Genomic DNA, 13,129 nt, shown 5'->3' with positions numbered 1-13,129 from the left:
TCGATAGACACATCCCATACCTTTTATTCTTAGACGGTTTTTCGATCAAAAGGGATTAGAGTGCGATCCATAAAATAAGAATAAAACCATGACTGAAGAAGCGATCAAAAAATCGATCTATCAAAGAGAAGAGCCGGAGGGTTTTCTAGAGACGCTCGGCGTTCGGTATTATCGGTTTTTGGCTAAAAAAGCCGGCACGTCCGAATTGCATAATGTCAGTATCGATGACTTACAGCCCGATGCAACGCTGCAGGCATTGTCGACTAATATCACGGCATTCGCGGCTGTGATAGCCTTTGCCATAGGCGCTCTGACCACATTCGTGACTATATGGATAGAATGGACATTTCAAGCGTCAATGACAACGGCAGCCTATTATTTGCTGTATGGTTCGGTGCTGATCGTGATGTTGACGGTCGAAATGACAGTCCTGTTTTGGTTAGGGCTTAAAATTGTCTACAGCCTTGCCTGCTTAACCGGGCATAACCAAGCTACCAAAGACTTTTGTCTGCCGGGCGATGATGCCGTGCCCAATATTTTAGCGCGCGCGGCACTGGAAGTCCCTGATCCGATCATTCGTTATTTAGGTATCGATCCGCTAAAGCATTTATCCAAATCTAAATTATTTCTAGTTACGCTTTTATATAAAGCAAAAGTCATCCTCAGTAGTCTGGGGGTGAAGTTTTTACTGGTCCGCTTTTTTGGAAAAGGCGATATACGCTTGACCTTTAGTTGGGTCGCTATTCCGATAACCGGTCTATGGGATGCCTTTACATTGTATAAAGTGGCAAGAGAGGCGAGATTGCGCTTATTCGGGAATAAGCTGGCCGAACACATTGCGATGAATGTCATCACCGATGACGTCATTGCACAATTGAGCCTTAAAGCGCGCGAAGGTTCGGTCAGGGCGGTAGCCGTCATGATGGTATTGGCGCAACATTACCATCCGAATATGTTGGTATTACTGCATAGGCTCTGTTCCACCTTCGAAATCGATGAGACAAAAGAATACGATAACTGGGAAGATTTTTTAGCACTCTTGGATGAAGTCGCCGAACACGAGCGCTATTTTTTGCTTGATCTGCTTTGTGTGTCCGCCGCTTTCGACGGACATTTATCGCGATTGGAGCGATACCATTTGCCGGAGGCATTTAAAGAATTGACCGAAGAATACATGCAGCGTGCGGAAAAATTAAAAAATATGTTGCTTAACGGGCAGCTACATGCGGCTAAAGACTTATGCGAACTGGATTTTAATGCGGGATAATGCCGGGATTTGAAGTGTAATAGGAATAAAACCAAGATCTCAGGTGTTCATTTCTCGGGCGGCATCCAACAGTTCTTCAATAAAATGCCGGCTGTAGGCGGGTAAATAATTCTGCCGCAAGTAGGCAATCTTGGTCATCGAGCTGGGTATGAGATCGGACAAGTTGCGGACTACCAAATCAGTATCGGCTATCGGGTCGTATGCCATGCTGGCGATCAGGCCGACACCCAATCTCAAGCGCACGTAAGTTTTGATGATATCGGTATCGGCTGCCGCGAGCACCACATCCATTTGCAATTCCCGGTCGTTAAAGGCCTTCTCGATATTGGAACGGCCGGTAAAGCCGAGCGAGTAGGTGAGAATCGGAAACGATGCCAAGCGTTCCAAGGTTAAGTCCCCGCTAGCCAGCGGATGTTCTTTTGGGATGACAACGGCATGGTGCCATTCGTAACAGGGATTGATGATCAAGGTCTCATCGTCGGCGACCTTTTCGGTGCAAATAGCCAGATCGGCCAGGTCTTTATGCAGAAAGTCGATCAGGTGGTCGGGTGAGGACTGCACGATATAAACCTTAACGCCGGGATATTTGGCGCGGAAGCGTTGTATTGGCTTCGGCAAAAAATATTTTGCTTGAGTATGCGTCGTCGCGACATGCAGGATTCCGCTGTCGCCATTGCAGTATTCCGAGGCAAGCGATTGGATATTTTTTTTGGCTTGCTGAATGGTTAATGCCTGCGCCAATACTTTTTGCCCCAACTCGGTCAGACCGGTCAGTTTTTTGCCGTTTCTTGTCAATAAAGGCGAGCCCAATTCTTCCTCGAATAAATGTAATTGTCGGCTAACCGCCGATTGCACGATATGCATGCTGTCGGCGGCCTTGGAGAGGTTGAAACCGTTTTCATGCAGGGTGCGAAGTAATTCAATCTGGCTGAGATTCATGAGGTGATGGCCTGAAGCGTTTTTAATATCTAATTTTTAGAATTATAAATCGAATTATATCGTTTTAATAATCAACCTGATTAGCAAGATGCTTCAGCTTGCCGAAGCCAAGTGTCCGAGCAGGGGGCAGTCGTAGTCGCCAAAACTAAAATATGCGGTTACCCAAGCTCCAGCTTGGGTAACCTGTTCAGGAAGCTCTAGCTACCGAATATCAAGGAAGATTGAATCAGCGAGCCGGGGTTGATTGCGGTTGTTCCGGTCTCTAGAAGCTAGAGCTTCAGAGGTGTATTTTCCAAGCTGGAGCATGGGAAATGGCTGGATGCGGGATGGCTGTTTTTTTAGCTTGATGCGTATGGGATCGTACCCACTCATAAGAGTCTTTCCATTTTTGCCCACCGTTTTCGGAAACCACCCGCCAAATCGTTGAACGCGCCATCCATACATTCGTTCAGTTAAACCAATGCGCATGCTTAATATGCAGCGACACCCGGTCACCTTTGTTTAAAGCCAGTTCGCGAAATTGTTCGTTCGGCATTTCCGCAAAGATCGTCGTTGCCTTGCCGTTAGTGCCGTCCTTGCTCAATTCCAGCCGGATGATAGCGCCCAGGTGTTGCCAATCTTTTAAATAAACGGGGGCGTTGGCGGGATCTTGCGGTTTTTCGACTTGGATGTTGTGTGGACGCACATGAGCGATGATCCCTTTGGGATCGTCGATACTGATTCCGGCGCCGGCAAGCCAGGCGCTGTCGCCCTGTTCCAGCTGAAAGACATTGGTATGGCCGATGAAGCGCGACACGAAATCGTTGTTCGGGCTGTCGTAAATTTCGCTGGGCGAGCCTTTTTGCTCGATCTTGCCGTGATTGAGCACGACGATCTGGCTGGCGACTTCCATGGCTTCTTCCTGATCGTGAGTCACGAAAATGCTGGTGACGTTAAGCTCATGGTGCAAATGCCGCAGCCACAGCCGTAAATCTTTGCGAACGCTGGCATCGAGCGCGCCGAACGGTTCGTCCAGCAACAACACCGACGGTTCGACAGCCAAGGCGCGGGCCAATGCGATGCGTTGGCGTTGGCCGCCGGAAAGTTGATCGGGGAAACGATCGGCCAGCCAGTCCAATTGCACCAAATTGAGCAAAGCATGCACTTTTTCCTGGATTTTGGCTTCGTTAGGACGTTCCTTTTTCGGTTTGACCCTAAGACCGAAGGCGATATTGTCAAATACCGTCATGTGCCGGAATAACGCGTAATGTTGAAATACAAAGCCGATTTGCCGGTTTTTGACCGGCTGATCGGTGACGTCGCTGCCGTTCAATAACACTTGGCCTCGATCCGCTTGTTCCAGTCCGGCAATGATGCGCAGTAAGGTGGTCTTGCCGCAGCCGGACGGTCCCAGTAATGCGACCAGTTCGCCTTCAGGGATTTCCAGGTTGATGTTGTCCAGGGCGGCGAAATTGCCGAAGCGTTTGCTGATATGGTTTAAAGTAATGCTCATCGTGATGCTCTCGTTCAAATTTGTTTATGTAGGCTGGGTGCGCCCATTCCCAAGCTCCCGCTTGGGAATGCAGTCCCGGAAGCTCGTGCTTCCCGAGACCGGCAAGCGGAGCTTGCAAGATCGTTTCCCAAGCAGAGCTTGGGAAACAGCGAGACAGCGAGCTTTTTTCCGCTTCCCGTGGTCCTCTGTTCAAATGGTTCCCACGCTCCGGTGGGAACGAGAAAGCGTCATGCGGCTTTCCTATCCTGCTTTTGCCGCCATTCCAAATAGGTTTTCACAATCAAGGTAACCACCGCCAAGCCTGCTAGCAGCGAGGCGCTGGCGAACGAGCCGACGAAGTCGTATTCGTTGTAGGTGATTTCGACATGCAGCGGCAGGGTATTGGTCAGCCCTCGAATATGGCCGGAAACCACCGACACCGCGCCGAACTCGCCCATTGCCCGAGCATTGCAGAGCAGCACGCCATACAGAAGTCCCCATTTGATATTGGGAAGGGTGACTTTAAAAAAAGTCTGCCAACCGCTGGCGCCCAGCGATAAAGCGGCTTCTTCCTCTTCATGCCCCATTTCCTGCATCAAAGGAATCAACTCGCGGGCGACGAAGGGAAAGGTCACGAACAAGGTCGCCAGAATGATGCCGGGCACCGCGAAGATGATCTTGAGGTCGTATTCGGACAACCATGGGCCTAGCCAGCCTTGAGCGCCGAATACCAACACATAAATCAAACCGGCGATGACCGGCGACACCGAGAAAGGCAGGTCGATTAGCGTGATCAATAAACTTTTGCCGCGAAACTCAAAACGGGCGATGGCCCAGGCCGCGCAAATGCCGAAAAAAGTCGTTAGCGGCACGGTCACAGCAGCGGTCAACAGCGTCAGCCGTATTGCCGCCAGAGTGTCGGGGTGAGTCAGGCTGTCGCTGTATGCCGTCCAGCCTTTGCTGAAGGCTTCGATCAGTACGGTCGCCAGCGGCAGGATCAAGAACAGCCCGATAATCGTCAAGGTTGTTCCTATCAGTCCAAAGCGAACCCAGCCCGCATCGTTTAGCGCGATCGGTTTAGGTTGGTATGCATGAGTTGCAGTCACTGTATTCATTTAAGCGTCTCTCACAGTTGGCCGCTGCGGCGGCGCACCCACCATTGCAGCGCGTTGACCAGTAATAACAATAAAAACGAAATGATCAGCATGGTCAGTCCGATCGCGGTCGCGCCGGCATAATCGTATTGCTCCAGCTTGGTGATGATCAGCAGTGGCACGATTTCGGACACATAGGGCATGTTGCCGGCGATGAAAATAACCGAGCCGTATTCGCCGACCCCGCGCGCGAAGGCCAGCGCGAAACCGGTCAGTGTTGCCGGCAGGATATTGGGCAGAATGATTCGGATAAACGTTTGTAGACGGTTGGCGCCGAGGCTTGCGGCCGCTTCCTCCATCGCTGTGTCGAATTCCTGCAGCACCGGCTCGACGGTGCGCACGACAAACGGTAGTCCGATAAAAATCAGCGCAAACACGATGCCGAGCGGTTTATAGGCGATTTGTACGCCCAGCGTGTCCATGACGATACGACCGATCCAGCCATTAGGCTCGTAGATCGCCGCCAACACGATGCCGGCAACGGCGGTGGGCAGCGCGAAGGGCAGATCGATCAATGCGTCGAACAAGCGTTTGCCGGGAAACGGATAGCGCACCAAGGTCCAGGCGATGATGAAGCCGAACAGCGCGGCGATACCGGCCGCGATCAACGCTGAAACAAAACTGACCCGGAACGAAGCCTGAACCCGGGCATTGGTCAATATGTCCCAGTATTGATCCAGGCTGAGCTGCATGCTTTTGAACACCAGCGCGCTTAACGGAATCAGCACGATCAACGCCAGATAAAACAGCGTAAACCCGAGTGTGGGACGAAAACCCGGCATAATATGACTTTGTGGCATTTCGGTAGCCTTTGTTAAATTGCAAAAACAGCGGTTTGATATCTCTCATCCGTTCTTTATGACGATAAAGCGGTCGTTTCCTGGTCTCCACGGCCCTCCATGGGAACCCATGCCTTGGCTGCCGAGGCAAGATCGGTATGCATTCCCACGCTCTGAGTCCCAGCGGTTGATTCCTGGTTCCCACGGTCCTCCGTGGGAACCCATTCCTTTGCTGCCGAGGTAAGAGCGGTATGCATTCCCACGCTGGAGCGTGGGAACGAGGAAAAACCATTTTCACAAGCTCTAGCATCGTTCCCACGCTCCGAGTCCCAGCGGTTGATTCCTGGTTCCCACGGTCCTCCGTGGGAACCCATACCTTGGCTGCCGAGGCAAGATAGGTATGCATTCCCACATTGGCGCGTGGGAACGATATGGGATATTACGGCGCATAAATCTGATCGAAGGTGCCGCCGTCATCGAAGTGCTCGGCCTGCGCCTTGTGCCAACCGCCGAAGACCGCATCCACGGAAAGCCGCTCCAATTTTGGAAAGCGTTCCAAATCTTTCGGGTCGGCATGTTCCGGTTGAAACGGGCGGTAATAATATTGGGCTGCCAATTTTTGCCCGACCGGCGAATAAAGGTATTCCAGATAAGCCTTAGCCAGATCGGCGGTGCCGTGTTTTTCAGCCACTTTATCGAGCACCGTAACCGGAGTTTCAGCCAAAATACTGATCGGCGGCACGACGATTTCGAATTGATCCGGACCGAGTTGATCGATCGACAAAAACGCTTCGTTTTCCCAGGCCAGCAGCACATCGCCGATGCCGCGTTGCACGAAGGTGGTGGTCGAGCCGCGTGCCCCGGAATCCAGCACCGGCACGTTTTTATACAGTTTTTTGACAAAATCCTTGGCGGCTTCTTGGTTGCCGTATTTCTTCTCGGCAAAGGCCCAGGCGGCTAGATAGTTGTAACGTGCACCGCCGGAAGTTTTCGGGTTCGGCGTAATCACGGCAACGCCGTCTTTGGTCAAATCATCCCAATCCTTGATGCCTTTCGGGTTGCCTTTGCGCACCAGAAACACGATGGTCGAGGTGTAAGGAGCGCTGTTGTTCGGCAAACGCTTTTGCCAGTCTTTGTCGAGTTTCCCGGAAATTTTGGCAATCTGGTCGATGTCGTAAGACAAGGCCAGCGTCAGTACATCGCCTTCCAGGCCGTCGATGACCGCGCGTGCCTGCTTGCCGGCGCCGCCGTGAGATTGTTGTATCGTGACCGTTTCGCCGGTTTTTGCTTTCCAGTGTTCGATGAATTTTTGGTTGAACGCCTGATACAGCTCCCGGGTCGGGTCGTAGGAAATATTCAGCAGACTGCGGTCGGCAAACGCCGCGTTAGCGAGCAAAAGCCCTAGCGCCAGCAGTCCTGTTTTTAATAGTGTTGTTTTATTCATTGTTATTTACCTTGTCTGTTATTGAAAAATATCCAATGCATTGAAACTCAGTTCGACATAGACGAAATCCGAGTCATCCGAGCTACTGCCGTTGGCTGCTTCTTGTCTATTTCTGGTGAAGTCGCCGAAAGTGAAATGGGTGTAACCGACGTTGGCGGCCAAATAGGGCGTCAAGTTATAGCGCGCCCGAATATCTAGCCCATGTCCCAAAAAGTCGCCACTATTGCCGGTTTGGTCGCGATTATTGGCGCCGCCAAGTAGATTTCTGAATCGGTCGGTGTTGCTGTCCAGCCAAAAGGCGCTATAACCGCCGTCGATTTTCAAACCCTTGATCGGTTCGAATTCGATTTTAACTTTTGGTGCAATCAAGTTTTCCGGCACCATGTAGTCGTCGGAAGACCAGGGACGGGCGAATCCGAAGAAGCGTTCGAAACGGTTATTCTTGTTGTCATTAGGGTCTTGGTCGCCGCTGACATGGCCGTAAAATGCGCTGATTCGAGGTTTCCACGGATGCTGCTTGAAGGTATAGCCGACTTCGGCGGTGACCATGTAGGCGTCGTGTTGTAGTCCGTCGTCGCGACCAAATTGGTACATGCCGGTTAAGTCGTAGTTGATACCTGTATTGCCCACCCAACCATAAAGACGCAAGCCTGTACCGTGAATGTCTCGTTTACGGTTGCTATTACTAAGGTCAGCGTCTTGTCTGAGCGCCATGTAATAAGGCTCAATCGTGACGATATCAGACCATTTGCGCCAGTGACCGATTGCCGCTGAAAACCACTGATCTTGGTTCGGTTTGTCGAAATCGGTCATCAGTCGGGTCAACGGTTGCAAGGCCATTAAATCGAGCGCCCAATCGTTGGCGTCTTGTCCTAGGCTGGCGCGAAAGCCTTGGAAGTTGTTGGTGGTGTTGCGCCAGCGATTCAGACCGATTAAACGCCGATCTAAAAATTCGAAGGCCATGCGTCCCGCACGAATGTAGGCAGGGCGCGCATTGCCGCGATCGTCGTAACCCAGCGCGTCCTTGAAATGCAATTCCGCATAACCTTGAATCAGTTCGAATTCGTTTACTTCCCGATTGGAACGAGGAAAGTCGCTGTTATAAACACGCGCATCCTCGAATTCGACCACAGCACGCAACGGGTCGAGAATATCCTTGATACCGAGATAGGCGCGGGTTCGCAACAGAAGAGGTTCGTCCAGGCCGCCGCTGGTCGGACGCCGTAAATCGTCGTCGCGGCGCTCGTAACGCATCCGGTAATCCAGGCCGGCATCTAGCCAGGTCAACTCCTCCGTGCCTTTTATACCTGTCTTGCTTAAATTACGAGTATAGGAGGGCGGGTCAGTTTCCCGTTTCGTGCCATAACTGCCCGGTTCTACGTAATAACTGGAGGGCTCATCGTCCGATTTAGCGGTCGCCTGTTGAGCCGGGTGGATTAATAAAGCACTGGTCAATAGCGCTCCAGCGGTTTTTTTATAAAGTGACATAGTTTATTTTCCTCATGAAAATACAGTTTCTTCCGGTGTTCCGGTCAGTCAATCCTTGAATTGGTTTATCTATCGCCGATGGTTCGGTGGATTTAATGATTATTTATCTGGTTTTGACTCGGAATTTTTCGTGCCGGTCGATTTGTACGATGCGGCCGTCATGTACCACGATTTCTATCGAGCCGAAACGAATCGTCTGCAAAATCGATATGATGTGTGCAGCGATTTCCTGATGGTTATCCAGTTTTAATAAATCAAGATCTAATGGTTTATTCATACAATTTCCGCGCTTCACTTAATTCTGTGCAAATTTGCTGAATCGGTGTTGTGCGAATGTTAATGAATTAGCGGAAACAAATGAAACGATATAATTAGATTTTTATATCTAATTATTAGATATTTAAATTTTAGAGGCAGGCGCCATTCTTCGGGATGTTGAGACAAGGCTAACGAAGGAGGAGAGGGCGTTGGATAAGAGTCATCGAGCAAGAGATTTCAAAATTCTAGCGTCTCAGCGGTTGTTTCTTTCGCGAAGTCTAATAGTCAAACAAGGGGGAAAGCAATGATGACACTTCGAGCAGGCAAATTTTCGGGTTAAATGACAGTAACTATTCAGCGCATACGGTAGGTTGGTGTCAGGCATTGATTTCTAAGGACGCGTGAACCCAGCACCTAAATAATCCAAAATTGTTTATCATAGCAAATGGATTATGGTATTTAGGTGCTGGGTGAATACATCCCCAGGGCAAACGCATTAAAACACTATAGAAAATCAGATAGTTAAAATATTCTTTTTTTCCTGGTTAACTATAAGATTTGGTTTGTTTGAAACCTAAATAAGGCTTTGTGTCGCTATCGCGACGCTTATGTGTAGTCGGTTCGCGGACCGACAACCGCGATACTTTTCTTTGCTTGTCCAAAGAAAAGTATCCAAAAGAAAAGACACCCGGAGGCCGCTGCATCCTGCGCGCTGACGATTTTGCCGAGGGTTTTCGGAAGGGCTATCCTTAGCCCTCCGAAAACGAGCGGCATCCCTGCCGCTCCCCTAACGGGCTATTCTCGGCAAAATCGTCAGTGCTCGGCGCGGCCTAACGGGGCCCAGGGAGGGGTACCATAAGTTAAACCGAATTGACTAAGCGTTCTAAGCAACTGGATAACATATTGATATGTTGATTATTTTAATGCGTTTACCCTGAATACATCCCTGTAAGCTCTGACTGCAACGTCCTGTTGCAGACAGCCTTATAAATCAATGCCTGACACCTTCTCATACATGACTTATGCTGAATAATTACAAATGACAAAGCTATTCCTGATTAGCAAGTTTCTTCAGCTAAAGCCCAAAGATCAGCATATCCCTAGCAGGACGGGGTTCGTAAGCCATGCGCGTCAAGCTAATAACGGCCAGTCGACATCACGCTCTTTCCCAAGCTCCAGCTTGGGAAAGACACCCCGGAAGCTCCAGCTTCCTGAACAGGTTACCCAAGCTGGAGCTCTCATCGTTATACATAAGTCAAAAATTACCGTTTTCCTCGTTCCCACCGCTCCAGCGTGGGAATGCATACCGATCTTGCCTCGGCTGACAAGGTATGGGTTCCCACGGAGGACCGTGGGAACCAGAAAAAAATTACCCTTTTGCAAGCTTAGCCAATGAGACCTCAACACCATTTATTGTCACTTGACACACTCGGCTTTCCCTCACCTAGCGCTAGGCGATCCGCGTAGGGTACGCTGTGCGTACCATGGTAACCCCGCAATGTTCATGTGCCAACCGAACCGCCAGGGCACGGTTTTGGTACGCGCAGCGTACCCTACAGTTTATGTATAACGATGAGAGCTGGAGCTTGGGTAACAGCATATTTTAGTTTTTGCGACACGCTGCTACCGGACAAAAGAATGCGATTTAAAGCCGAAAATGTGGTCGTGCGAAGTATTGCACCTCTATGCTCCTCGGAGAATATGCGGAATGACAGATTTATTGATAACCGTCGCCCGTACCCAATAAAGCCGCGATGATGTTTTTCTGGATTTCGGATGAGCCTGAGAATAGCCGGCTGGCGAGGGCGTCTTGTATTCGTTCGAGTTGCTGACTACCTTCGAGCAAGCCGCTAGCACCGTAAATATGCGCCGCGTCCAGGCTCGATTGCAGAAAGGCTTCGGCGGCGAATAATTTGGTCTGCGCGCTGGCCAGCGTGATGCGTTGCTTTCGATCTTTCAGGCGCGCGCATTCGTTGACCCAAAGCCGAATCGTATCCAGCCGGGTTTTTATATCGGCAATCTTATGAGCGATCGCCTGATTCTTGCCTAAATGCATGCCGTTGACTCTGCGTTCGCGGCTGAACCGAATCACGCTTTCCAATTGCCACTCCATCACGCCGCCGATGCCGGCGAAAATAAAGGCCCGCTCCAGCTCCAGCGCCTGCTGAATCATCATGTTGCCGGCGCCGATCTTACCTAGTTGCCGGTCGAGAGGAATCCGGCAATCGTCAAGGCGAACATTGCCCATCGTGGCGTTTTTGCAGCCGGAGACTTGCGGCGAGTCGAGAAAGGCGGCGCCGGGGTCGTCGGTGTGCACGATGAAGGCGGACAATCGAGTGCCGGACCTCGCATAAACGACCAGTAAGTCTGCGATCGGCGTATTGGTGATGAAGCGTTTATGTCCGTTCAATATGAATCCGGCATCGGTCTGCTCCGCAGTCATCGACAACGCGGTGAGGTCGGAGCCGGCCTGGGGTTCGGTAATCGCATGGCCTCCGATACGGTTGCCGTCGAGCAGGTGCTTTAGATAAGCCGCCTGCTGTTCGGCATTTCCGTAGTTCAGCATCGGGAAAACGGCGCCCCACAGATGAGCGTTGATCGATAACAATAAGCCGGGGTCCTGGCAGGCTTTGCCGAGTTGTTCATGGGCTTGCACGAGATCGGTAAACTGATTGCCGTGACCGCCGTGGCTTTGCGGCACGGCGTGTTTCAATAGACCGAAACCGGCGCAATGACGAAAACGCGCCCGTGCGGCTTGGCTTCCGCCGGCGGCGGGTAGATTATCGATATCCATTCAGTGTCGCTCCAGTTGGCGTTGTAAGGTTTGATAATCGGTCTTGCCGTTGTCGAGTAGAGGCAAGGCATCCATCACGCTGAACCGGCACGGCTGCATGTAGGCCGGCAGCGCTTGCTTGACTGTTTTGACAATACCGTTCAATTGGCCGCCGGGATGCAGCACCAGCGCGGCGGCCGGGCGTTGGCCGCTGGCGCTGTCGTCGATGCCGACTACGGCGCAATTGGCGACTTCCGGGCATTGCAGAATCAGTGCTTCGATTTCGGCAGGCTCCACTCGGTAACCGGAACATTTCAGCATGCGGTCGAGGCGGCCGTGATAGCAGTATTCGCCTCGCTCGTTTAACGAGACTTTGTCGCCGGTCCGGTAATAGCCGCCGTCTTCCAGGGCTTCGGTCAGCCGGCCTTGACGCCAATAACCGGACAGATTGTTCACGCTTTTAACCCACAATTCGGAGGTTTCCGCGTCAATCTTCAATTCCGAAGCGCAAGCGGGATGGCCGATCGGTATCGCTTGATCGACGTCGAGACGAGCCCGATCGACCGGCCAATAACAACAGACATTGGTTTCGGTCGGGCCGTAGAGATTGTAAAAATCGGTATCGGGCAGCAGTTCGCAGAGTTTTTTCAATTGAGGCGTCGGAAAAACTTCGCCGGCGAACAATAGCGTATTTAAATCCGGTAACGGCTGTTCGGTTAATCCGCCCTTTAGCACGATGAAGCCGAGCAAAGACGGTACCGTGTAAAACACGGTGATGCGCTGTTCACGCAGCCAGGCCGTCAGTCGGCTGGGCGATAAGGTTAAGCCGGCCGGCACGAAATTAATGCTAGCGCCGGCGCTCAGACTGCTGAATAGATCGAACACGGATAAGTCGAAATGAAACGGCGCCAACGATGCAATACGGTCGTCGGCGTTGAGCTTGAAAGTGCGCGCTGCCCAATCGGCGAAATTATGCAATGCGCGATGACTCAGCGCGACGCCTTTCGGCGTGCCGGTCGAACCCGAAGTGTACAGAATTGCCGCCAAGGCTTCGGGGTCGGTGGCTGCGGGAGGATAGTACGATTGGGCAGAATCGGGCAGTCGGTCGATATCGAGCCAAAGCGCCGGCGTGTCGAGCCACTCGGGAGGGTTTCCGCGGCCGATGATGCAGTGGACGATAGCGTCGTCGACGATGAAGCGCAAGCGTTGAGCCGGATTTTTGATATCCAGCGGGATGTAGCATGCGCCGCAACGCAGGACGGACAGAATCGCTATGACCGCATCGATACCTCGGTCCAAGGCCAGCGCGATGCGAGCGCCGGGCTCGATCCTCGAGGCTAAATGAGCGGCAAGGCGCTCAGAGTTAAGCATGACTTCGCGGTAACTCAATCGACGTTCGCCTTCAATCAACGCCGGGCGATCCGGTGCGTTTCGGCATTGTAGGTCGAATGATGTCAGTAAGGGCATGATCGAGAATTAAGGAACGAGCATGAAATAACGACGACAACTTTGGAAGGGGGTTCGGTGGCTCGATTGACAGGTGTCGGCGGCAGGGA

Annotated in this window: 10 protein-coding genes; 1 reads left to right on the top strand and 9 read right to left on the bottom strand. The window is 51.7% G+C overall.

Annotated elements, in window-relative coordinates:
- Positions 1-88: 88 nt before the first annotated feature.
- Complete coding sequence (locus ACRJJO_RS20980) at positions 89-1,267, top strand: LBF_2804 family protein (protein ID WP_431067520.1); 1,179 nt, start codon at positions 89-91, stop codon at positions 1,265-1,267.
- Between the two features lie 39 nt (positions 1,268-1,306).
- Here the strand turns inward: ACRJJO_RS20980 and ACRJJO_RS20975 are convergent, their stop codons facing one another.
- From ACRJJO_RS20975 to ACRJJO_RS20935, 9 genes are all read right to left on the bottom strand, one after another.
- A complete protein-coding gene (locus tag ACRJJO_RS20975; RefSeq protein WP_431067519.1) occupies positions 1,307-2,206 on the bottom strand; it encodes a LysR substrate-binding domain-containing protein in 900 nt (299 codons plus the stop codon).
- A gap of 448 nt (positions 2,207-2,654) precedes the next feature.
- On the bottom strand, positions 2,655-3,698 hold the full coding sequence (locus ACRJJO_RS20970; RefSeq protein ID WP_431067518.1) for a sulfate/molybdate ABC transporter ATP-binding protein: 1,044 nt from the start codon (positions 3,696-3,698) through the stop codon (positions 2,655-2,657).
- A gap of 227 nt (positions 3,699-3,925) precedes the next feature.
- Positions 3,926-4,792: a sulfate ABC transporter permease subunit CysW gene (gene cysW, locus ACRJJO_RS20965; protein WP_431067517.1), complete on the bottom strand. Its 867-nt coding sequence runs from the start codon at positions 4,790-4,792 to the stop codon at positions 3,926-3,928.
- A gap of 11 nt (positions 4,793-4,803) precedes the next feature.
- Positions 4,804-5,631 carry a sulfate ABC transporter permease subunit CysT gene (gene cysT / locus ACRJJO_RS20960; protein ID WP_431067516.1) on the bottom strand — a complete coding sequence of 276 codons (828 nt, stop codon included), beginning with the start codon at positions 5,629-5,631 and terminating at the stop codon, positions 4,804-4,806.
- Between the two features lie 418 nt (positions 5,632-6,049).
- The gene (locus ACRJJO_RS20955; protein WP_431067515.1) at positions 6,050-7,054 is read right to left on the bottom strand and encodes a sulfate ABC transporter substrate-binding protein; all 1,005 of its coding nucleotides are present in this window, start codon (positions 7,052-7,054) and stop codon (positions 6,050-6,052) included.
- Between the two features lie 18 nt (positions 7,055-7,072).
- A complete protein-coding gene (locus ACRJJO_RS20950) occupies positions 7,073-8,542 on the bottom strand; it encodes an alginate export family protein (protein ID WP_431067514.1) in 1,470 nt (489 codons plus the stop codon).
- Positions 8,543-8,645: 103 nt separating this feature from the next.
- Positions 8,646-8,819 (bottom strand): YezD family protein, encoded by a 174-nt coding sequence (locus ACRJJO_RS20945; RefSeq protein WP_431067513.1) that lies wholly within the window; start codon positions 8,817-8,819, stop codon positions 8,646-8,648.
- Positions 8,820-10,517: 1,698 nt separating this feature from the next.
- Positions 10,518-11,594 (bottom strand): acyl-CoA dehydrogenase family protein, encoded by a 1,077-nt coding sequence (locus ACRJJO_RS20940; protein ID WP_431067512.1) that lies wholly within the window; start codon positions 11,592-11,594, stop codon positions 10,518-10,520.
- The gene (locus ACRJJO_RS20935) at positions 11,595-13,040 is read right to left on the bottom strand and encodes an amino acid adenylation domain-containing protein (RefSeq protein WP_431067511.1); all 1,446 of its coding nucleotides are present in this window, start codon (positions 13,038-13,040) and stop codon (positions 11,595-11,597) included.
- Between the last annotated feature and the right edge of the window lie 89 nt (positions 13,041-13,129).

It is taken from the genome of Methylotuvimicrobium sp. (assembly GCF_050611805.1).
GTDB lineage: Bacteria > Pseudomonadota > Gammaproteobacteria > Methylococcales > Methylomonadaceae > Methylotuvimicrobium.
This window is presented reverse-complemented; position numbering and strand designations above follow the sequence as displayed.